General features: G+C 70.9%; 22 protein-coding genes. 16 read left to right on the top strand and 6 right to left on the bottom strand.

Annotated elements, in window-relative coordinates:
- Positions 1-42: 42 nt before the first annotated feature.
- Positions 43-1,155, bottom strand: coding sequence for an alkaline phosphatase family protein (locus BS80_RS00835; RefSeq protein WP_035791504.1), 1,113 nt, complete (start codon positions 1,153-1,155; stop codon positions 43-45).
- Positions 1,156-1,688: 533 nt separating this feature from the next.
- On the opposite strand from BS80_RS00835, the gene BS80_RS37350 reads away from it, so the two are divergent.
- The 8 genes from BS80_RS37350 (at position 1,689) to BS80_RS00795 (ending at position 10,229) form a co-directional block, all read left to right on the top strand.
- Positions 1,689-2,912 carry a hypothetical protein gene (locus BS80_RS37350; RefSeq protein ID WP_051965558.1) on the top strand — a complete coding sequence of 408 codons (1,224 nt, stop codon included), beginning with the start codon at positions 1,689-1,691 and terminating at the stop codon, positions 2,910-2,912.
- Positions 2,913-3,027: 115 nt separating this feature from the next.
- On the top strand, positions 3,028-3,438 hold the full coding sequence (locus tag BS80_RS00825; RefSeq protein ID WP_035791502.1) for a hypothetical protein: 411 nt from the start codon (positions 3,028-3,030) through the stop codon (positions 3,436-3,438).
- 181 nt (positions 3,439-3,619) lie between these two features.
- Entirely contained in the window at positions 3,620-4,489 is an 870-nt protein-coding gene (locus tag BS80_RS40210; RefSeq protein ID WP_157535720.1) for a hypothetical protein, read from the top strand.
- Between the two features lie 12 nt (positions 4,490-4,501).
- The gene (locus BS80_RS00815) at positions 4,502-5,146 is read left to right on the top strand and encodes a class F sortase (RefSeq protein ID WP_232246299.1); all 645 of its coding nucleotides are present in this window, start codon (positions 4,502-4,504) and stop codon (positions 5,144-5,146) included.
- Between the two features lie 249 nt (positions 5,147-5,395).
- On the top strand, positions 5,396-5,617 hold the full coding sequence (locus BS80_RS00810; protein ID WP_035791499.1) for a hypothetical protein: 222 nt from the start codon (positions 5,396-5,398) through the stop codon (positions 5,615-5,617).
- A 231-nt stretch (positions 5,618-5,848) separates the two neighbouring features.
- Positions 5,849-6,862: an aromatic acid exporter family protein gene (locus tag BS80_RS00805; RefSeq protein ID WP_035791496.1), complete on the top strand. Its 1,014-nt coding sequence runs from the start codon at positions 5,849-5,851 to the stop codon at positions 6,860-6,862.
- A 172-nt stretch (positions 6,863-7,034) separates the two neighbouring features.
- On the top strand, positions 7,035-8,462 hold the full coding sequence (locus BS80_RS00800) for an MFS transporter (RefSeq protein WP_035791493.1): 1,428 nt from the start codon (positions 7,035-7,037) through the stop codon (positions 8,460-8,462).
- A 129-nt stretch (positions 8,463-8,591) separates the two neighbouring features.
- The gene (locus tag BS80_RS00795; RefSeq protein WP_035791491.1) at positions 8,592-10,229 is read left to right on the top strand and encodes a hypothetical protein; all 1,638 of its coding nucleotides are present in this window, start codon (positions 8,592-8,594) and stop codon (positions 10,227-10,229) included.
- A gap of 31 nt (positions 10,230-10,260) precedes the next feature.
- Here the strand turns inward: BS80_RS00795 and BS80_RS00790 are convergent, their stop codons facing one another.
- Positions 10,261-10,728 (bottom strand): YbhB/YbcL family Raf kinase inhibitor-like protein, encoded by a 468-nt coding sequence (locus BS80_RS00790; protein WP_083974014.1) that lies wholly within the window; start codon positions 10,726-10,728, stop codon positions 10,261-10,263.
- A gap of 189 nt (positions 10,729-10,917) precedes the next feature.
- Between BS80_RS00790 and BS80_RS00785 the strand changes: the two genes are divergently transcribed.
- Positions 10,918-12,111: an amidohydrolase family protein gene (locus BS80_RS00785; RefSeq protein WP_232246298.1), complete on the top strand. Its 1,194-nt coding sequence runs from the start codon at positions 10,918-10,920 to the stop codon at positions 12,109-12,111.
- Positions 12,112-12,221: 110 nt separating this feature from the next.
- Positions 12,222-12,470 carry a cold shock domain-containing protein gene (locus BS80_RS00780; RefSeq protein WP_035791487.1) on the top strand — a complete coding sequence of 83 codons (249 nt, stop codon included), beginning with the start codon at positions 12,222-12,224 and terminating at the stop codon, positions 12,468-12,470.
- A 217-nt stretch (positions 12,471-12,687) separates the two neighbouring features.
- Here the strand turns inward: BS80_RS00780 and BS80_RS00775 are convergent, their stop codons facing one another.
- The 3 genes from BS80_RS00775 to BS80_RS00765 form a co-directional block, all read right to left on the bottom strand.
- Positions 12,688-12,924: a hypothetical protein gene (locus BS80_RS00775; RefSeq protein ID WP_035791486.1), complete on the bottom strand. Its 237-nt coding sequence runs from the start codon at positions 12,922-12,924 to the stop codon at positions 12,688-12,690.
- Positions 12,925-13,486: 562 nt separating this feature from the next.
- A complete protein-coding gene (locus BS80_RS00770) occupies positions 13,487-13,915 on the bottom strand; it encodes a hypothetical protein (protein ID WP_035791484.1) in 429 nt (142 codons plus the stop codon).
- 42 nt (positions 13,916-13,957) lie between these two features.
- Positions 13,958-15,097, bottom strand: a complete 1,140-nt coding sequence (locus BS80_RS00765) for an EstA family serine hydrolase (RefSeq protein WP_035791482.1) — start codon at positions 15,095-15,097, stop codon at positions 13,958-13,960.
- A gap of 163 nt (positions 15,098-15,260) precedes the next feature.
- On the opposite strand from BS80_RS00765, the gene BS80_RS00760 reads away from it, so the two are divergent.
- The 3 genes from BS80_RS00760 (at position 15,261) to BS80_RS00750 (ending at position 17,396) form a co-directional block, all read left to right on the top strand.
- On the top strand, positions 15,261-16,010 hold the full coding sequence (locus tag BS80_RS00760; protein ID WP_035791480.1) for a protein phosphatase 2C domain-containing protein: 750 nt from the start codon (positions 15,261-15,263) through the stop codon (positions 16,008-16,010).
- A 96-nt stretch (positions 16,011-16,106) separates the two neighbouring features.
- Positions 16,107-16,736 carry a chorismate mutase gene (locus tag BS80_RS00755; protein ID WP_035791478.1) on the top strand — a complete coding sequence of 210 codons (630 nt, stop codon included), beginning with the start codon at positions 16,107-16,109 and terminating at the stop codon, positions 16,734-16,736.
- A 42-nt stretch (positions 16,737-16,778) separates the two neighbouring features.
- Entirely contained in the window at positions 16,779-17,396 is a 618-nt protein-coding gene (locus BS80_RS00750) for an isochorismatase family protein (RefSeq protein ID WP_051965554.1), read from the top strand.
- Positions 17,397-17,400: 4 nt separating this feature from the next.
- Here the strand turns inward: BS80_RS00750 and BS80_RS00745 are convergent, their stop codons facing one another.
- On the bottom strand, positions 17,401-18,822 hold the full coding sequence (locus tag BS80_RS00745; RefSeq protein WP_035791474.1) for a putative adhesin: 1,422 nt from the start codon (positions 18,820-18,822) through the stop codon (positions 17,401-17,403).
- Positions 18,823-18,999: 177 nt separating this feature from the next.
- On the opposite strand from BS80_RS00745, the gene BS80_RS00740 reads away from it, so the two are divergent.
- The 3 genes from BS80_RS00740 to BS80_RS00730 all read left to right on the top strand — a co-directional run bounded on the left by BS80_RS00740 (position 19,000) and on the right by BS80_RS00730 (position 21,440).
- A complete protein-coding gene (locus BS80_RS00740) occupies positions 19,000-20,271 on the top strand; it encodes an MFS transporter (RefSeq protein WP_157535718.1) in 1,272 nt (423 codons plus the stop codon).
- A 23-nt stretch (positions 20,272-20,294) separates the two neighbouring features.
- Positions 20,295-20,597 (top strand): hypothetical protein, encoded by a 303-nt coding sequence (locus BS80_RS00735; RefSeq protein WP_157535716.1) that lies wholly within the window; start codon positions 20,295-20,297, stop codon positions 20,595-20,597.
- Between the two features lie 237 nt (positions 20,598-20,834).
- Complete coding sequence (locus BS80_RS00730; RefSeq protein ID WP_035791472.1) at positions 20,835-21,440, top strand: hypothetical protein; 606 nt, start codon at positions 20,835-20,837, stop codon at positions 21,438-21,440.
- Positions 21,441-21,484: the final 44 nt, after the last annotated feature.

Below are 21,484 nucleotides of genomic sequence, written 5' to 3'. Positions count from 1 at the left end.
CGGTCGAATGAGGCATGGTGTGCCGACCACCGGCCCGGAGCGTCAGGGCCGGGCCGGCGGGATCGCGCGGGCTGCCGGTGCGCCGGCGGCGAATCCGGTGGCGCTGTCCGCGAAGCCGAGGGGGGCGAGGCCGAAGTCGTCCTCGATCGTGCGCAGGAGCGAGTAGTGGTTGTACCCCGCCGCGTCGGAGGAGCCCGGGGCGACCCGGGGGGACAGCAGCAGGGCGCCCACCCGCCCGCCGCCGGGGCCCAGGATGCCCGGCAGCGCGGCGTTCGGGCCGGCCTGCTCGCCGCAGCAGGCGGTGGAGTCCGCCGCGGGGTTGTCCGACTCGTCGAAGGTGATGATGACGAGCCCGTCCTGCCGGTAGGCCGGCGACGCCATGATGCGCGGCACCCACGTGCTGAGCCATGCGTCCGCGGAGGCCAGGCCGCCGGGGTGTCCGTCGGCGCACGGTGCGTCGTGCCCGTCGTCGCAGAGGTCCGGGGAGACGAACGTCAGGGCAGCCGTGCTCGCCGCACTCGTGAGGTCCGCGGACAGCTCGCCGAGGGGCACGTCGTCGGCCGCGCAGGCGGGGCTGGAGGTGATGGACGTGAAGTAGACGAAGGGGTTGTGACGGGTGGCGTACTCGTCGCCGGCACTCGCCGCCGTGTTCGGATCGGCAGCCCACAGCGGGGGGTGCGTGCAGGGTGCGGCCATGCCCTCGTCGTAGGACTTCCAGGTCAGTCCGGCCTGTGTCAGCTGGTCGGCGACGGTGGGGACGGAGGCCGGGTACACGCAGCCCTGGCCGTAGGCCTGGCCGTGGTCCGCGGTGCCCCAGCCGATGAACGGCACGGACAGCGGGCAGTCCGACTGGGTGCCCAGGTTCGGCGCCTGACCGCTGATCTGGGCGATGTAGTTGACCAGGCTGTTGTGCCCGATGCCGTAGTAGTCGGTCAGCAACTGCCCCTGGGGGCGCAGGGTTTCGCTCAGGTAGGGGGCCGCCGAACCCGCACCCCAGGTCTCGTCGTAGCCCTTGTTCTCCAGGTCGATCACGAAGACGTGCGGGAACCGCGGTGCCGCGTCGGGTGCGGCGAGCGCGGCAGGTCCCAGGAGGGTGGATCCGGTGAGTGCGGCGGCGGCGAGGGGGAGCAGCGCCCGCGTTCGGGAGGACGGCACTGGCACGACCTTTCAGGCGGGCCGTGGTGGGCGGCCCAGTCGACTGAGGCGGTGTCACATGACGTCGGGTCAGCGTCCCGGCAGGGAGCGGCGTGCTCCCGGACGAAGAACCGGCCAGCGCTCCAAGCCCGGGAGGGCCAACGCCGCTGCGGAGGCGGCGCACGTGCGCAGCGGGGCCGAGGGGCGTTGAGCGCATGCCCACCCGTGCCGATGGCGGCGGCGGGTGGAGAGGTCGTACGTGCTCCGGCGCCCACGGCGGTCGGCACCGGTGTAGCGCATACATGACAACACCTCGGCCGGTGGAGCACAAGGCATCGGCACCGCATTGCGGGACCGGAGTGGCCACAGCCCGTTCGGCTGCGCGAAGGGGAAAGTCCGTGCGCCCGGTCGGGCGTACCTTCGGTTCACGCCAACACGCCTCCCTACCAAGGCGATCGGCGTTCTTCCCGGCCGTCGAGCACCTACCGGACCGGCCGGTTCAAGCGTGATCAGCCCAGGCATTTCCCGAGACTATCGATGGAGACGTGATGGGAATGGGAATCCAGAAGGTCCTGCGCAGTGCGGCCCCGGTCGTGGCGGCGGCGGTCGCCGCAGTGCCGCTGTCGGCGGGCCCCGCGTCCGCCGACCCGCCGGCGCGGCACTGCATCTTCAACATCACCAACGGCAGCGAGAGGTGTTTCAGCAGCTTCCGCGATTCGATCGCCTACGCCACCGCGGGGCGGGTGAGCGACGCCCCCGACAGCCCGGCGGGCGCAGCCGCGAGCACGTCGTTCGCGGCCGAGGTCGACGCGGCGGGCGCGGCCGCGGGCAAGTCCGGCGGCGCGGCGCCGGTGCCCGGCGCCGTGGGCGCGAAGGCGGCCGCAAGCAACCAGATCCTGGTCATGATGCTCTACACCGGCCAGGACCACGACGGTGATTCGGCCGGCTGGGTGGCCGACGGACCCTGCACGGCCAACAGCAGCCAGCGCCCCACCTGGTCGTGGCACGACCTCAGCCGCTTCGCGAAGGGGAGCGGCGGCACCTGGGGCGATGCGGCGAACTCGTACATCGGCTACAACCAGTGCGACATCAAACCCTTCAGCGGGGTCAACTGGACGGGCTACCAAGGGGACGCCGCACCGCAGGGCTACACCGGAACCGGCGCGCTGCGCAACCACATCGAGTCGGTGCAGCTGTACTACCGGCCGTCGGACCAGGAGACCCTGGGCCTGTGCTCCGCAGGCAACGCCACCTGCAGCTACACGCCCGCCTCGGACACCTACGGGTCGCTGGACCAGACGAAGGTGGCGACCGCCGCGAACTGCAGCGGCCTCCAGCAGAGCGAGACGCTGAGCTGGAGCCACCAGTTCACCACCACCGACACCGTCGGGGCCACGGTCGGGGTCACCGTCGGCTTCGACATCGCGGAGAAGTTCGAGGTGTCCGTCCAGGCCAGCTACAGCCATGCGTGGGCCCAGACCGCGTCCTTCTCCCAGACCACGCCGATCAACGTCCCCGCCGGGGAGATCGGGACGCTCTGGATCGCGCCCGTCACCGAGACGGTGACCGGCCACTTCGCGGAGCAACTGGGCTACCAGTACTACGGGAGCAGCCACTACTGGCCGTCGTTCGCCTCTACCCGGGTGGTGGAGGAGCAGGCGCCGGCGGTGGTCTGGAAGTCCCGGGCGATGACCGCGGACGAACGCCAGTCCATCTGTGCCGGCGCGCCGGGCCTGAGCGTGCACAGGGACGCGACCACCACCCAGGCCGGCTCCTGACCGCGGCGGCCCGGCCGGCCCGGCCGGTCGGGCCGCGCACCACCGGCGCGGCGGGCGGAGTACGGTCGGCACGGGGGAAAGGCATTCAGTCGACCGCCGCGGAAAGGCCGTTCAGATGTCGGTAGAGGAAATGCGGGAACTCGTGCGGGCCCATGCGCTCTGCGAGACCAGAATGGATGTACAGGCCACCCTGGACACCCTGGTGGAGTATCCGGTCTACGAGTTCCACCCGGCCCGCTTGAGAATCGAGGGAAGGGAGAAGGTCGAGCGGTTCTACCGCGAGCACTTCGACACCTTCTTTCCGCTGATCGACTCCCATGAGGCCGTCGGCGAATGCTGGGACGAGAACAGCGCGTGCCTCGAGTACGACCTGCGGTTGAAGGCGCCGTACGCCTCTCAGGTGTACCGCATCACGGTCGTCCTCACCCGGGAAGGACGCCGCCTGACCGGTGAGCGGTTCCATGTGGCCGAGGATCTCGCCCGGCTGATGGCCGGAGCGAGTTACGACGACTTCGTCGAATTCTAGACCCCGCACACTCCCGGGAGCAGGAAAAGGGCCTGTCGGGCAGCAGTTCGTGCACCGCTCTTCCTCCGCCGTTTCGACCGATCGGCGACATCCGCGACCCCGGCACTGGCGTCTTATGTGGTGTCAACGGGTGTCGCCCAGCGCGGGCGCCACCCCCATCACATGGGAAAGTGAGAGTGCTATGCGTGGGATTGTTGTAGCAGCCGCCCTGGGCTCGATGGTGGCACTCGCGAGCGGAACCGCCTTCGCCGCTCCGGACAGCGGGCACGTGACGGTGACGCCCGGCGTGGGCGGGCAGCAGGTGACGATCACGGGTGCCTGTCCGACCGGAGCGACCTCCGTCGTCAGTGTGAGTTCGCCAGTGCTCCTGGGGGTCTCGTCCATCAGCGGCACCCCGGCCGACTTCAGCGCCACGGCGGCGATCCAGCCCAATGCCGCACCCAAGCCGGACTACCCGGTCACCGCGGTCTGCCAGGTCGGGACCGAGAAGGTCAACGTCATGGGCACGGTCGCCGTTGGGGACACCCCCACCGACGGGCATGTGGCGGTGTCGCCGAAGACCGTCAAGGCCGGTGACCCGGTGACGGTGACGGGTGCCTGCCCGAGCACCGACAGCAAGCTGGTGAACATCGAGTCCGCGGTGTTCGAGGGGCAGTCGGCGACCCCGGACAAGCATGCGTCCGCGAAGTCGTTCTCCGCCAAGGCCAGGATCATCAAGGACGCCAAGGACGGGACGTTCCAGGTGGACGTGACCTGCGCCGACGACCACGACGTCCTGACCAACTTCACCAGCGCGGTGTACACCGTCAAGGGTGTTTCGCCCACGCCGCCCCCGAGTGCCCCCACGACCGCCCCCGCGACGGCCCCCAGCGCTGCGGCACACCCGCAGGTGGTGGTTCCGAAGGGGGCGCCGCACACCGGCACCGGTGACCCGGCCTCCGACTCCAACCCGCTCGTGCCCGGCATCGCGATCGCCGGCCTGGTCGTGATGGGCGGCGGCGCCGTCGCGTACGGCATGCGCCGTCGCGCGAAGGCCGGCTCCGGGGTCTGAGGACGTCACGAAGTGAAGCGGCTCCTGAGGAACCGGCAGCCCCGCGGCGGCAGGGCCGCCGCGGGGCTGGCACTGAGTCTGGCCGCGGCCGCCGTCGCCCTGAGCGGATGCTCGGGCGCGACGCCGGGAGCGGTCACCACGACGGTCGCCAGCGCGTCCGCCCCAGCGCCGTCGCCCACGACGACGGCCGCCCCGGCCATGTCCCGATCCGTCCCCACGAGCCTGGACATCCCGGACATCGGCGTCCACGGCACCCTGATGACGCTCGGCCTGGCCTCGGACGGGACGGTGGAGGTACCGCCGCTCGTCAAGGACGCGAAGGCGGGCTGGTACGACGGGTCACCCACGCCTGGACAGGTCGGGCCGGCGGTGATCCTGGGGCACATCAACGTGGGCACGACGCCCGGCGTCTTCGCGAACCTCGCGAAGGTCAAGCCCGGGGAGCACGTCATGGTCGCCCGAGCCGACGGCACCACGGCGACGTTCACCGTCACCCGCGTCGCCGAGTACCCCAAGTCCAACTTCCCCACCCAGGAGGTCTACGGCAACACGGCCACGCCGGAACTGCGCGTCATCACCTGCGGCGGCGACCTCAACCGGCAGACCCACAGCTACCTCGACAACATCGTCGTCTTCGCGACTCTCACCCAGAAGTAGCGAGGCCGAACCGTCCCCGTTGCAGCAGCAGGACCGCCGGGCCGCCCGGCGGTCCTGCTGCGCACCGGCCGCAGGGGCGCCTGCCCCGAGGTCTGCGCGATCGGCTCCGGAAGCGCCAGGGCGCGGTACAAGAGCATGAGTCCGACATCGCACGGCGGTAAGAAGCGCCGTGCCCGGCCGCGGTCCCGGCTCCGGCCCGCGCCCGTGCAGTCGATCACGAGTCCGCCGCTCGAGCTGTTTCCCGGTTCCATGACGCAGCTCTCCCTGCCCTGTCCCGAGGGTGAGAGCCTGCTGAGCGGCGGTTGGCGCGTGACGAGCGCGGACCAGGCGACGGCGAAGCCCGCCGTCCTGGAATCCCACCCCGACCTGACCGATGACTCCCGCTGGCTCGTCGCACCGCGCAACGACGGCTCCCAGCCTTTCTCGATCCAGGTGGTCATCCAGTGCACGAAGCAGGCCTCGGCCGGCTGAACCTGCCCGAACATCTGCCCCGAGGGGAAGGCCGGGCCCGGCCCCGACACGAAAAGCTGGAGCCGATCCGTCAACGCCCCCCCGTGTACAGACGGATCATCTGGCAGGCCCTGGCAATGACGCCCCCTGCCGGCGCAGGCCCACCGCAGCGCGCGCTGCACCTTCCCAGTGGGCCTGCGCCATCCCCCGATGGGACCCTGAGGACAGCGGCCTGACGAAAGGGGCCCGGCCATGGGCGACAGCCTGGTGCAGCGCCTGCGCCCCCAACTCCCTGCGATGGCCCGGATCCTGGTGGCCTCGGTGCTGTCCTGGCAGATCGCCTGGTGGCTCGGCGCGACCTCGCCGCCGGTCTACGCGGCCCTGGTTCCGCTGCTGGCCCTGCGCAGCGATCCCATCACGGCCGTGGGCACCTCGGTGGCACGCGTCAGCGGAGTGGTCATCGGGGTGGTCATCGGCGGTGTGGTCGTCGACCTCGTCGGTCCCTCGGACGCCACGCTGGCCCTGGTGCTCGGCCTGGCGCTGCTGGTCGGGTCCGTGCTGCCCGCGGGCGCGATCGTCAGCGTCCAGGTGCCGGTCTCCGCGCTGCTGGTCTTCACCAACACGGGTCCGGACAGCTACGCCTATCACCGGTTGTGGGAGACCGGCGTCGGCGCCGCGGTCACGATCTTCCTCGCACCGCTGCTGTGGCCGCCCGACCCGCGTGCCGCCCTGACCCAGGCGCTCGGCAGCAGCGGGCGCCGGCTGACCCTCGCCCTGGTGGGCAGCGCGGCCCTGGTGGGCTCCGATCCCCAGGCCACCGCCGCCAACGAGCGGGAGGTACAGGACCTGGTCCGGGCAACGACCAGCATGCTGGGACAGGCCAGGACCGATGCGCGGGCGATGCGCTACAACCCGCTGCGCCGGCGCCACCGGGGGGCGGTCGCCGAGCAGGTGGGGCTGATCGCGCTGGTCGAAGCGGTCGGCGTCCACGTCGGCCTGCTGGCCCGGGAGGTCAACCTGTTCGCCGACCGCCGCGACCCCGGTTTCCGGATCCAGGCCGCACAGGAGTACCTGCCGCGCGCCGCCCGCGCGGCCGCGGCCACGCTCGACGCCGTGCTCGCGGGCGACCCGTGGGCCCAGCAGGCCGCCGCAACCCGGCAGTGCCTGGAGGAGTACCGCGACGCCGACGTCCACCCGATCGCCGTCGCCCTGCGCCGGCCGGTCGTCCAGATCCTGCACGAGCTGGAGCACCGGCCCGAACCGTGAACACCGGCCGGGCACAGCCACGCCGGCCCGGCCCGCAAGCCCCCTCTCCTCCGCCTCCTCCACCGATCGGCCGTGCCGGCCGCGCGCGGCCCGAACCTACGGTGGCGGTAGCCCAGCGCGCCGTCGACCGCGAGCGTGCACGAGTGCCAGGCCGTCAAGGAGAGATCCCCGCATGTCCGTGACCGAACGCCGCGCCGGGACATCACCCTGCAGCGCCGACCCGCGCTGGTCGCTGCGGCTGTGGGGCATCCTCGCCGTACTGTGCCTGGTGCTCTTCCTCGACGGGCTGGACGCCTCGATGGTCGGCATCGCCCTGCCGTCGATCGGACGTGACCTGGGCATGGGCCCCAGCTCGCTCCAGTGGATCATCAACGCCTACCTCCTCGGCTACGGCGGGCTGCTGCTGCTCGGCGGCCGTACCGCGGACCTGCTGGGGCGCCGCCGGGTCTTCCTGGTCGCCCTCGCCGTCTTCGCCGCCGCCTCACTGCTCGGCGGCCTCACCACCAGCGGCCCGCTGCTGATCGCCAGCCGCTTCGCCAAGGGCGTGGCTGCGGCGTTCACCGCCCCCACCGGACTGTCCCTGCTCACCACGACGTTCCCCGAAGGCCCCCAGCGCACCCGGGCCCTGTCGATCTTCAGCCTCTTCGGCGCCACCGGCTACTCGTCGGGGCTCGTGCTGGGCGGACTGCTCACCGGCTTCGGCTGGCGCCTGACCTTCCTGACGCCGGTCCCGCTGGCCCTGCTCGCCCTGACCGGGGGATTCCTGCTGCTTCCCCGCGACCGCCCGGCGAAAGCCGGCGGACAGGACCCGGCCGGCGCCCTCACCCTTACGGCCGGCATGCTCCTCACGGTCTACGCCGTGGTCTCCGCCCCCGTCCACGGCTGGACCTCCGCCACCACCCTCGCCGCCCTGGTCCTGGCTGCCGTGCTGCTCACCGCCTTCGTGCTGATCGAGAAGCGTGTGCGGCACCCACTGGTGCGCTTCACGATCCTGCGCCGCGCCAGCACGCTGCGCGCGAACGTCGGCATCCTCGCCCTGATGGGCTCGTACACCAGCTTCCAGTTCATCATGATGCTCTTCCTGCAGGACGGCCGCGGCTGGTCTCCGCTGCGGGTCGCCCTCGCCCTGGTGCCGGTGGGCGTGGTCGTCGCGGTGGGCTCGCCCTTCGCCGGCCGGCTCGTCAGCCGGTTCGGCACCACGCCGCTGACCATTGCCTCGATGATCTCGACCACCGCCGGCTACACGTGGTTCCTCACCACCGCAGGCAGCTCACCCGGCTACCTGCGCACGGTGTTCCCGTGCCTGATCCTCCTGGGCGCCGGTTTCGCCTGCGGCTACGGCACGATCATGGACCAGGCCACCGAGGGAATCGACCACAGCGAACAGGGCCTGGCCTCCGGTCTCGTCCAGACCTCCGGCCAGGTTGGCGCGGCCCTGGTCCTCGCCGTGCTCACCGCGCTGCTCAGCGCCGGGGGCCACGGCAGCGCCGACTTCACCCCCTACCGCCCGGGCATGGCCCTGGTCGTCGCGGTCGCTGCCGTCGGCCTGCTGTTCAACCTCCTCCCGCTGCTGCGAGGGCGCAGGCAGCGCGCGGCGTGAGGCAGGCACCCCCGGGCGGACGGGCATCCGGACCGTCCCGGCAACCGGGCCGAAAGGCCGGACCGCAAGCCCTCTCCCGGACCCGCCCGGCCGGGCTTCAATGCGAGCCACCGTCACGAAGGAGGAGACATGGACTACGGGACCTGGGCGACAACGGTGCTGGAGGCCGTCGAGAGCGCGACCGACGAATTCCCGGCCACCCGGAGCTGGGGTGATCTGGCCGAACTTCTCGAGGCTGGTCCGTTCCAGCCCGACAGCCTGGACGAGCACGGGTTCTTCGAGCTGATCCGGGACTGGGACCTCGACTACCTCGACCCGGTCACGGTCGACCGTCTGCGGTGGTACCTCGACGCCCACAGCCTTCAGCTCGGCGTACCGAGCCCCTGGGACGCGCCGGCGGTGGAGAACTACGCGGGCACCTGGTTCCTGTGGCTGGACGGTGCCTGGCAGGAGGCCCCGCCGGGCGACGACGAGGCGCTGGCGGTCAACGCCCCCAACGCCTACCTCGTGGCGCACGGCGGCGAGCAGGACGCCAGGATCAGCATCGGCGACGACACGTCCGTCTGGCTCTACTCGGGCTCCGGGGAGCTGCTGTCCCAGCTCGTCGGCGCCTCGCTGATCAACCATCCGGCGGATCGGCCGGTGGCCGTCCTGGACGCGTCGAGCGGACCGTTCGCGAACATCCAGCTCGGCCCGCTCACGGACGGCGAGCTGGCCGCCTACGTCCAGGTCGCGCAGGAGAGCGGCGTAGACGGCGCGGGCCCGTGGACGGCCGCGGACGGGCTGCCGATCCAGTTCGTCCAACAGGCGACAGCCCTGTGCCGGGACGACGCTTACGGCACCGCGAACGCGCGGTGCAGCCCCGAGCGCCACCGCTGCGGGGGGATCCTGCAGATCTACGCCAACCGGCAGATCCGGCTGATCACCTGCCGCGAACCGCTGAAACTCACCGTCGACAGCAGGATGCGGCTCACCAGGCCCGAGGAGGACGACGAGTCCATCGAGGCGCTGAACGCCTACGTGGCGGACCTGCTGTCCCGGGCGGGTACGAAGCCGCACGAGGTCGTCGCGGAGATCGAGGCGCTCCCGCCCACCTCGCAGGCGCTGCTGCACGGGTACACCGGCCTCACCGCCTTCCTCGCCGTCCACTACGTGACCGGGGCGAGCGAGTCCGTCGCCGCGGGCACCATGTCCGTGGACGGGTTCCTCACGTACTTCGCGCAGTTGACCGGCGCGGAGCGGGACGCCTGCCTCGACGACGAGAAGCTGTCGGCCTTCCTGGGGTCCGTCGGGCAGGGCAGCGGCACGCCCGCCCGGGCCTTCTTCGCGGACTTCGTGCGGTTCGGCGAGGAGGGCCGGTACACGGCCTGGGGGAGGCTCGGCGAGGAGGACCGTGTCCTGGCCAGGAACTACCGCGCCGTCGCGGACTGGGAGACCCGCACCCTGCCCGTGATCGAGGAGCTGAAGCGGCTGGTCGGGGTCATCGGGGGCGAGTACGGGCCGCAGAACACCGAGCCGTTCTTCGAAGCGATGGCCCTGGGGCGTCGTCTGCAGAAGTCCGAGGTCTACGAGCCCGACACCGCGATCCTCGGCTACCTCATCGGAAGCGGCCTGGTGTTCGCCGAGCGGAGCATGATCGACTCCTTCCTGGAGAACCCGGAGGCCGCGGGGATCTGGGAGTCGCTGACGCCGCTGGCACAGGAGGGGCTCGGGTTCCAGGAGCGTGTGAAGAGCTGGCGCAACGGCCTCCGCACGACCGGCCGCTGACCGCGCTCCGACCGACTGCCACAGCTCCGGCTCACTCGCGCTGGTAGCGGCCCGTCATGACCGCTTCCTCCAGCACGTGGCCGGCCATCGCTGACTCCAGTTCGTGGCGGCCGGCCGAGTCGGAGAGTTCGAGCACGGCGTCCAGGGCGTAGAGCGCGAAGACGTAGCGGTGCGGCGCGTCCCCGGCCGGGGGCGCCGGCCCGGTCCAGGCGTTGTCCCCGCTGGTGTTGCGGCCCACCACACCCACGTGGGCGTCGTGTGCGGACAGCCGGCGCTGTTCGGCCGGGATGTTCCACACCACCCAGTGGTCGAAGACACCGTCCGGCCGGCTCTCGCGCGACACGTCCGGATCGTGCACCACCAGGGCCAGGCTCACCGCATCGGCGGGCACCCCGTCGAATTCCAGCGGCACGGGGGATTCGACGCCGTCGGCGGTGTGCTCGGCGGGGATCCAGCCGCCGTCCCGGAAGGAAGGGCTCTCGATCTTCACAGCATCCATGGTCCCTCCCGCAGGGCGCCCGCGCTCGCGCGCGTCCAGCGGGCTGCCTGTCGTACCCGGTGTCGACCGATCGGTGGAGGGGGGCCCGCAGGGCGCGGCAGTTCCCTGGAGGTGAGGGGGATGAAACCGCCCGGACGGCGTGCGGCGCGTGGGCGCGGCCGCCGACCGGGGGCGACGAGAGGACACGCAGTGATCAAGGCGTTGCGCGCTGGCGGGCTGTTCGACGGCACCACGGCCTTCGGCCCGTCCATGGTGCTGGTCGAGGACGGCCGGATCAAGGACGTCGACACGACCGGCGCTCAGCCACCGGAGGGCGCCGAGGTCGTCGACTACGGTGCGGAAGCCTGGATCCTGCCCGGACTGATCGACACGCATGTCCACCTGGCGTTCGACGCCAGTGGCGACCCGGTCGCCGGCCTCGAGGGCGCCGCCGACGACGACGTGCTGGCCGGGATGCGCCGGGCGGCCGGTCGGGCGCTGGAAGCCGGGGTCACCACGGTCCGGGACCTGGGCGACCGGGGCTATCTCGCGCTGAGACTGCGCGAGGAGGCGGCGTCCTGGCCGCACGTGCAGCCCCATATCGTCGCAGCGGGCCCGCCGATCACCAGCCCGGGCGGCCACTGCCATTTCCTGGGCACGGAGGTGTGGGGGCGCGAGGCGTTGATCGCCGCGGTCCGCGAACGCCACGAACGCGGCTGCGAGGTCGTCAAGGTGATGGCCAGCGGTGGCGCGATGACCCCGGGCACCTCGATGCATCTGCCCCAGTACCAGGCGCAGGACCTGCGAGCCGTCGTGGAGGAGGCCCACCGCCTGGGCATGACGACCGCCGCTCACGTGCACTCCTCCGAGGCGATCGTCCAGACCCTCGACGCCGGTTTCGACACCCTCGAACACCTGACGTTCTTCACCGACCACGGCCCCGACCCCGACCCCGCCCTCGTGGACCGGATCGCCGGCCATGGCGCGACACTGAGCCTCACGGTCGGCAGGCTGCCGGACGAACCCGCTGCCGGCCGGATCGCCCAGATGCTGGGCCGGCTCTATCCCGCCTGGGCCCGACTGCACGGCGCGGGTGCGGCGATCACGGCGGGCACCGACGCCGGTATCAACCGTGCCAAGCCCCACGACGTGCTCCCGTACGCGGTCCAGGACCTCGCCGGGCCGATCGGCATGACTCCCGGTGAGGCACTGGCCGCCGTCACGTCGGTGGCCGCCGACGCCTGCGGACTCGCCGGCGTCAAGGGCGTCCTGAAGCCGGGGGCCGACGCCGACGTCCTGGTCGTCGGCCGCGACCCGCTGCACGACCTCGCCGCCCTGCGCGACGTCCGTTCCGTTTACCGGGCCGGTTGCGATATCGACCCCGTCGGTCTGCTCAGCTGGTGAGCACGGGATTCCCGGTTATCTTCCCCTTCGGGCGTGAATTACATGGCGGTATCGGCTTCGATGGAAAGCAGCCAAGGGAAAGAACCCTTGCGGATAGCTCGGAGAACAGTATGGCAGTACGAGAAGCAGGCGTCGTCAAGTGGTTCAACGGAGAGAAGGGCTTCGGTTTCATCGCCCGGGCCGCCGTTACCGGTAAGACCCCCCCGCCTGACGTCTTCGTCCACTACAGCGCGGTCCAGGGGACGGGCTACAAGGAGCTGCTCGAAGGCGAGCAGGTCGACTTCATTGTCGAGGCCGGCCCCAAGGGTCCGCAGGCTGTCGACGTCCGCCGCATGGGCCCCGACACGCGGCGCGCCTGAACCCATTGAGGCTCCGGTCCGGGAGCGACGTTTCCGTCGCTCCCGGACCGGAGCCTCGCTGTTTCCAGGGAATTCGGGAACATGATGAGCATGGGTGGGCTGCCCCGAGAGGGGCAGCCCACCCATGCTCATCTCCGGGGGAGCGGTGGTCAGGGCCGTTGTGCGTGCTCCTGGCCACCGCTCCCCCCCCCGGTCGCACCGCTTCGCGGTGGCGGAATCAGTTGTCCAGGTCGGCGGCCGGGATCCAGCCGTCCACGTCGGTGTGGGTGCCGTGCCCCTCGCCGTCCGTCGTGCCGATGGCGATCACGTGGTAGAAGGCCTGGGAGTCGTCCTCCTGGTCCACGGTGACCCAGACATTGGCGTGGACCGCCTGGATCTGGTGCGTGCCGTGCGGGGCGTCGACGAGGTGCGTGTCATTGAGGGTGAGGTAGGACTTCTGGTCGATGAAAGGCATGGTTTTGTCATTTCTCTAGGGGTGCCGAAGGCGGGATTTTCTGGGAAAGTGTCGCACTCCGGGATTCTTCCCTCGGAGACGAGCGGACGGCGTTGCCGTCGAAGGACAGTCTGCTACGGGGAGCTGACGATGCGCCATATCGACTGTGGAAGCCATGTCGGGACCGCTTTACAGTCTGCCGGGTTGTTTCCGGGCTATTCGCCGCCATTCCCGTGCAACGTCAAGTCGGCGCGGGGGCCAGTCGTGGTCCGCTCGGTCGGGCCCTGTCGGCCCGGGCTCCCGGGGCCGGCGGGGGGTTCCCGGGTGGCGTGGGTCACGTTGACGTCTACTCACCGGTAACGATACAAAGCAGTGGGGGCGTTGATGGTTCGTCAAGAACACATCCGCTACAGCAAGGAGATTGCCATGTCCTGGGAGCAGATCGTCGGACAGGTTCTGCAGTGGGTCGGCTACGCGATCACCCACTGGTTCTGATCCCGTTCAGCCTGACGGCCCGTCGGCTTCTGCCGGCGGGCCGTGCTGGTGCTTCGAGGGGTGCGGTGTCCGGTGCGCCGGCTCCGTCTCACCGTGCGCGCCGGCCGGCGCGTTCGATCCAGGCCGTGACGGCGGCCAGTTGGGCCCAGTCGAGCGTTGCGGCCAGCTCGGCGACCATCCGGTCGTCCCAGGAGCCGAGCATCCCGACCCGGCTGACGAGGACTCCGCGCAGCACGATCTCGCGCTGACCCGGGCCGATCGGCACCAGGTGGGCGGCCAGTGGCCGGCCGTCGTCGCTGTGAGGCCGCAGGCCCGGGTAGAGCTCCCGCACCAGGGCGGTGATCGTCTCACCCGGTGCATCGAGTAAGCCGGCTTCATGCAGGGCCTGTTGGGCCTCGGCGGCAGAGCCGGCCAGCAGCTGCTCGATTCCCGGTGTCTGCGGATCGCTCAGGCATGCCTCGGTGGTCTGGTGCAGCCTGACCAGGGCTTGTACGGCCTTGCGCGTGGCGTCGTCCACGGGGTGTCCCTCCCACGGTTGACTGCTGCTCCTGGTGCCGGATCAGCGGACCGCGCCGTAGATCGCACGGAGATAGGACTCGGTGCGCGGCGAGCCCAGGACGCCGGGACCCATCTTGTTCATGACGTAGCAGGCGGTCATCCGGCGGTCGAGGTCCATGACCACGATCGAACCTCCCCAGCCGCCCCAGAAGCAGACCCGCCCGTCCGGGATGTAGGGGAACGTCTCCCGCTGGGGCAGCGCGTAGCCGATTCCCCAGCGCAGCGGCTCGCCGATGACCAGGTCGATGCCGGCGGCCTGCTCCTGGAAGACGAGGTCGATCGTGGCGGGCGAGAGCAGGCGCGTCCCGTCGACCGAGCCGCCGAGGGTGATCGCCGACAGCAGGCGCGCGATCGAACGTGCGGTGCCGTGTCCGTTGAGCGCACCCAGGTCGGCGTTCCGCCACTCGGGCGAGTTGGCCGCCGAGGCGTCCAGCGGCGGCCCGGTGAACGTCTTGTACATGGGTCCGGCGGGATCGAGCGCGGTGACGTCGTACGGGTGCGGCGGCGGGGGGACGATGTCGGCGACCCGCCCCAGATCGGCCTGCCTGACACCGATCTGGAAGTCGGCTCCCAGCGGGCCCGCGAGTTCGGCCGCCACGAACTCCCTGAGCGGTACACCCGTGGTCCGGCGGACCAACTCGCCGACGAGGTGGCCCATGTTCTGTCCGTGGTAGCCCGAGGCGGTGCCCGGCGCCCACCAGGGGGCCTGCCGTGCCAGGCGGTCGGTCGACTCGGCCCGGTCGTAGATGTCCTGCAGCACGATCGGCTGCTCCCACCCGGACACCCCCGAGGTGTGGGACAGCAGGTGTCGGACCAGGACGTGGTCCTTGCCGTTGAGGGCGAACTCCGGCCAGTACGTGGCCACGGGGGCGTTGACGTCCAGGACGCCGCGCTCGACCAGGACCAGTGCCGCGAGGCTGGTGACGGTCTTGGTCGTCGACCACACGTTGGTCAGTGTGTCCTCCGTCCACGGGACACGGCGTTCGACGTCCCGGAATCCGCCCCAGAGATCGATCACGCGCTCGCCGTCGATGTCGACGACCAGGCCGGCTCCCAGTTCCTCGCCGGTCGACAGGTTCTCCTCGAGGACGTCCCGCACGGCTCCGAAGGCGCTGGCACAGTGTCCGGCTGTAGTCTGCATGGTCAAGGCTCTCCCTGCTCGGTTCGAAACGCTGCCTGATGATGAGTCACATGATCACTCAAGGTGTGCGAGGCGAAGCCGGCGCGATCGAGCAACCTTCCGGGCAGAGCGCGGAGTTCATCTGAGAACGGCGTGTCGGCCGGGCACGGCCAGGAGGAAGCGCATGGAGATCGCCCACCTGTCCGAGGCGGCACCCGGGCGCCTCAACGAGGACTTCGTGTTCACCGCGGACGGCCTCGTGGTCGTGATGGACGGTGTGACCGCCGGCCCGGGCCCGACCGGCTGCAGCCACGACGTCCGCTGGCTCACCAGGAACCTGGCCGCCCGGCTCGCCGCACTGCTCGTCGGTGAGCCGGACCTCCCGCCGGCCGAGGCACTGCACCGGGCGATCACCGCGGTGTGCGCGCTGCACGGGGGCACCTGCGATCTGGACAACCCCGACAGCCCTTCGACCACCGTCACCGTCGTACGCCGCCGCGGCCGCCATCTGGACTACCTGGCCCTGGCCGACTCACCCCTGGTCGTCGAAGGCCATGACGGGCGCATCATCGAGGTCCTGGACCGCCGCAACCACCAGCTGCCCGACCGCCCGGGCGTCCCCAACAGTGCGTTCCGCAATCAGCCCGACGGCTACTGGGTGGCCGGCGCCCGCCCCGAAGCGGCCAGCCACGCCCTCACCGGTACCGTCGCGTGGAGCGGAGTGCGCCGCTTCGCCGTCATGAGCGACGGCGCCTCGCGACTCGCCGAGCAGTTCGGCTGGACGTGGCACCGCCTTCTCGACACCCTCCAGGACGGCGGACCGGCCCAGATCCTCCAGGCCGTCCGCGCGGCCGAGCGGGCCATGCCCACCGGCTCCTTCCGCGGCAAACGCCATGACGACGCCACCGTGGTCCTCTGCACGCCGCGGCCGTAGGCCGTATCCGACACGGCGTGTCACCCTGCGCTTCCTCCCGCACGTCGGCCGATCGGTGTACTGCCCCCGAGCCCGCGGAGCAGGAGAGTGGAGGTCATGAGTACGTTCAGAACGCGGACCGTCCTGGTAGCCCTCGGCTGCATCGCAGCGATTGCCCTCGGGTCGTGCGCCGCTCCCCGGGGCGCGCGCACCGGCTCGGCACCGGCCGGCCCGGTGACGGCGGGCGGCGCCGCGTCCGGGACCGAACTGGCAAGGCTGGTACGCCTCGCCGCGGAGCGCGTGCTGACCGCGGACACGGTGGCGGCGTCGAAGTGGGACACCACCCAGTCCATCGACGACCCGGTCCGGGAGAAGGCGGTCCTGGACAACGCGGCCGCGCAGGCGGCGAAGTCCGGGGTCGACCCGAACGCCGTCCAGCGGATCTTCGAGGACCAGATCACGGCCAACAAGACCGTCCAGCGGGCACTCTTCGCGCTGTGGCAGGCACAGCCCGCCAAGCGGCCCACCGTGCGCCCCGACCTGGCCACCGAGGTGCGCCCGTTGCTGGACAGCCTGGACGGCCTGTTGCTCACGGCCATCAAGCAGGCGCAGCCCATGCTGTCGCAGCCCGGGTGCGGTGCGGTGCTGGAGCAGGCGAAGGCGGCGACCGCGCGCACCATGGGCCTGGACGCCATCCACACGGACGGTCTCACCCAGGCCCTGGCCCACACCTGTCAGGCCGGATAGCCGGCACCGCCCGTCCAGCGGGGGGACGACCGTGAGGCAGCCATGACGACCTTCTCCGTCCAGGCCCAGGACTACGACGTGACCGGCCTGCGCGACCACTGCGGCGGCCCGGCCTGGGACATCGCCGGCGCGCGGGCGGCGCTGCTGGTCCACGACCTGCAGCCGCACTACCTCGACGTGCTCTCGGCGCCCTCCCGCCGGCTCCTGCTCTCCCGGGTGGAACGTGTGCTCGCCTGGGCCGACGGCCTCGGGCTGCCCGTCCTCGCCAGCGGACCGCGGCCGGCGTCCCGGCTGATCCAGCGCGGACTGCTGGGCAGCTGCTGGGGGATGGGGCTGTCCCCGGAAGAGGCCGCGCAGACCGCCCTGCCCAGGCTGGCCGCCGCCGACGTCACCCGCATCGCCAAACGCAGCTACAGCGCCTTCTACGCCGGCGATCTGGAGACGGAGCTGCGCCGCCTGGGCCGTGACCAGCTGGTCATGGCCGGGGTCTTCGCCGGCCATGGGATCCTGGCGACGAGCCTGGACGCCGTCGCCCGCGACATCCAGGCCTTCGTCCTCTACGACGCCACAGCCGACTACACCGCGTACCGCCATGCCGCGGCGCTGGACCTGATCAGCACCATGAGCGGGCGGGTCCTCGCCGTCGACGACCTGCCGTGAGGAGTCAGTCGATCTGGAACTCGTCCGGATGGGCACCGAGGTAGTGGCGCCTGTAGACGGCGTGGAGGTGCACGTCCAGGTAGCCGCTGAGCACGGTCTCGAAGTCGTCCAGCGCCTCGCGGATCTCCGCGGCGGACTCCTGGCACGCCCGGTCGTTGTCGCACAGCCTGCGGACCGTCGCCGAGAAGATCTTCCGGTCCTCCACCAGGTTCCTGCGCGCCCTCTCCGGGTCCGGCTCCCCCTCCTTCCACTTCAGCCGGGTCCGGTGTTCGACGTCCTGGCGCCGCTCGCAGCACTCGCCGTAGAGCCGGCAGAGCGCCGAGAAGGCCGCGTTGAGGTTCACCGCATACGCGTTTCCTGCCGGCAGGAGGTCCGGCTGGCGCTCCGCCAGGTTCTCGTAGTCGGAGGGGGACGTCGTGGAGATGACCTCTCCCAGGAATTCGAGACAGGCGGAGAATCCCCCTCCGTCGGGAGCCTTCGGGAGCAGCTCCCTCGCGTAGTGGATCCTGATGTCCTGGTACCGCGCTTGGCTGGTGAGCCATCGCAGCAGGCCGCCGCCGGTGGGCTCGCCCCGGTTGGTCAGCTCGGGAGTCGGCTCCGTGGTCGCCCGGGTGTATCCGGCACCTGGAGTGGCGAAGGCGAGGCGCTGGTCGAGGTGGCCGGCCACCGCCGCGCGGTACTTCCGGATCTCCTGCTCCAGCAGGGGGAGTTGACTGTGCCGGATGTCGAACGGATGGTCGGTGACGGTGTTCCAGGCCGCGTCGACGCGCTCGGCGACTCTGGGGTAGGTCATGAGCAGTGCACGGGTGCCCTGCGGGAAGTCCAGGAACGTGAGGATGACGTTCCGGTCGTCGATGTCCGTCCGGGTCAGCCAGCGCACCCACTCGTCGGTCAGCCGGTGGAACCGGGTGTACTCCTCGCCCGACTGTCCGACGTCGGTGTCGAACTGGGTCCCGCACAGCGTGGTCATGATCTGCGTGAGGACGTGGGTGCGGCAGCAGAGCAGCACGAGGGTGTCGCCGAACCCCCACTTCTCCGCCAGGACGCCCTCGCAGTGGTGGCCGGCCTCCGGTGTGCAGGAGGTGCCGATCCAGCCGGCGCCGGTACACAGGGACATCCGGTCCGGAAGCCCGTCGAATCCCGGGATCCGGACTTCTCCGTCGGTCACGGAGGACACGGACGCCAGGACGCTCTGCACTTCCTCCATGGAGTGGCCGTACAGGCTGTAGTTGGGGATCAGGGATCCCGCCTCGTAGTCGTCCGTGGTGATGAAGTCGGCTCCGTTGATCACGGCCAGCGAGCTGATCGTGTAGGCGGCGGATCCGTCCTCGCAGATGAACCTGACGGTCTTTCCCCGGGGGACGAACGTCTCTCCGGAGAAGGGGACCAGGCCTCCATGGGCGGAGATGTACGAGATGCCGTTCATGGCTGGCCTTCCGCTTCCTGGATGCCGGGGGAGTTCGCCGACGGTGTGGCCGACCCCATCGAGCATGCGCCGCCGCCGCCCTGCGCGCGGATCCGAAGAAGCGGCCCAGCGTGCGTCCTTTCGGGCACCGGGCTCAGGTGAACCGCTTCTGCGCCCGGTGGAACTACTGTGGAGACCATGCCGCAAACCACCCCAAACCCCAGGGAGTCGGGCGATCTGCCGTCGGGCACCGGCGACATCACCGCGGGTCAGATCGCCCTCGCCTGGGTGACCCAGTTCCTGGTCGGCACGGACCTCTTCGTCGTCTCGCCGCTGCTGCCGGAGCTCGCACGCGGTTTCCACGTCTCGTTCTCGCAGATCGGCCTGACCGTCACCGGCTTCTCGCTCGCGTACGTCGTCGCGGCGCCCCTGCTCGGGCGGGTCGCCGACCGCACCGACCGGCGGCTGGTCCTGGTGGCGGCCCTCGTGCTGTTCTCGGCGGCGAACATCGGAACCGCCCTGGCGCCCGATTTCGCCACGCTGATCGTGATGCGCGTGATCGCCGGTGTCGCGGGCGCTGCCACCGGACCCACCGTCTACGCCCTCACCAGCCTGCGGGCCCGTCCCGAACACCGCGGACAGGTGTTGGCCATCGTCGGCTCCGGCCTGCTCACGGCCCTGTGGGTGGGGGCACCGCTGGGCGCGCTGCTGGGTACGCACGTCGGTTGGCGCCAGGTGTTCGTGATCCTGGCCTGCTGCACGGCCGTGCTGACGGTGCCGCACCTGCGGTCGTGGGGACCGGTGGACACCACCGCACGCCCGGCGCCCGACCACGGGCACGCCCCCCGTGCGGCCACGCTGGGCCCCATCCTCCTCGCGGTCGCGGTGACCATGTGCTGGGCCCTGGCCGTGTACGCCCTCTACACCTTCCTCGCCGTGGCGTGCGACCTGCGCGGACACGGTGGCGCTGTGCCGCTCCTGCTGGTCGCCTACGGCGTGGGAGCCGTCATCGGCGGCCTGACCGGTGGCCGCGCCGCGGACAGGCTGGGTCCGCGACACGTGGTGACCGCCACCCTGCTGGGCACGGCCGTCCTCGAGGTCCTGGTCGCCGTGGCCTTCCCCGCCACCCCGGCCCTGATCGCGACCCTGGCACCCTTCGCCCTGGTCGCCTACGCGATGTTCCCGGCCCAGCAGCGCCAGCTCGTGGACCGGTTCCCGGCCGACGCGACCACCATGCTCTCGTGGAACAACAGTGCGCTGTTCATCGGCCTCTCGCTTGCCGGATTCCTCGGCGGCCCGGTCCTCCACAGCTACGGCTACCCGACGCTGCTGATCGCCGCGTCTGTTTCCGCCGTCATCGCCGCGCTGCTCAATCACCTGGGATCACCGGCCGGCAGGGGCGGACGACCGAGCAATGCGACGCCCGGCGAGTTCCCGATCGTCCGCCCGAGCGGTCCTGATCCCACATGATCACGGTTCCTACGATTTGAGGCATGGCAAACCTCGTAAACCTGCAATGGGTTCAGGAATTCGGCATGCTCGGCCCGATCGACGGTCTGAAGGTGATCGAAGACCCGCACCACGTGGCCGGAGAGCACTACTTCCTCTTCTACCCCGACGACGACACCGTCGGCTCGTTCCTCTTCGGCGGTGATGTCGCGATCACCAGCACTGAAGACCTCGACCGGACCTTCTTCCCCTACGCGCAGGACTCGGTCGAACACATCGAGGTCCGCGCCGGCGACCCGCACGCCTATGCGGCGGCCCGGGTCGTGGCCTCAGTGTCGCCGTTCTGACCAGCACATCCACCCCTCTAGGAAGAACGCCGAAGGCCGCCCCTCAGGAGGGGCGGCCTTCGGCGTTCTGTGGGGTGCCGCGACCGGTTCGGCCTGCTCACCGGGGTCGGCGGCCTGCCCGAGCGTCTGCACGAAGGTGCCCTGTGCCGTCTCGGCGGTCGGCACGATCATCGAGGCGGGCCGGAAGCGGACACCGCCACCGGCCGGGTCCATCGGCACGAAAGGGCTGGCCCATCTGTGTTGTTCACCATTGCAGGAACCGAACCGTGGTCCTACTACTGTGCGGACGCGAACAGGCTGGAGATCGACGCGGTCGAGGCGCGCACCTGGTGGGAGGAGTCCCCGGACGTGATCATCGCGGCCCTGCGGACCAACGGCCACGGGTCCAGCGCCGTCGCGGACGCGCTGGAGCTCCTGCCCGGGACCGAGAGGGTGCAGGTCTGCCGCCTGTTCGCCGAGTACCGCTTCGAGACGGAGGCGGTCCAGAGCGCGGCGGCGGCGTCCGAGGAGCACGGCTTCGCTGACGACGGGCAGGGCGCCGACTGGGCGGACGGCACCCACCACTCCCACGTCCCCGCCCCGGGTGGGAGTGCAGAATCCGCCGAACTCCACTCGGAGGACGGCTACTTCCGGTGGGACGAGGAGGGGGCGCGGTGGCTTCCCATCGCGGAGACCTCGCCCGCTCAGGACACGGCCCCGGGGCGCACCGGGCAGCAGGGCGATGACGACGAAACGGTGGAGACATACCTCGCCGAGGTCTGGGAGACCGGCAGCGGCGACGACATCTATGCGGCGTACGAGGAGCACGGTCTGCTCCACCGGATCACCGTCACCTTCGACTAGCCGGCTGCCGCCTCCCGTTCGGCGCGAGCCACCCACCCCCCACA

The sequence above is a fragment of the Kitasatospora mediocidica KCTC 9733 genome, from assembly GCF_000744225.1.
Lineage (GTDB): Bacteria > Actinomycetota > Actinomycetes > Streptomycetales > Streptomycetaceae > Kitasatospora > Kitasatospora mediocidica.
The sequence above is the reverse complement of the archived record's forward strand: the minus strand, read 5'-3'. Positions and strand labels throughout refer to the sequence as shown.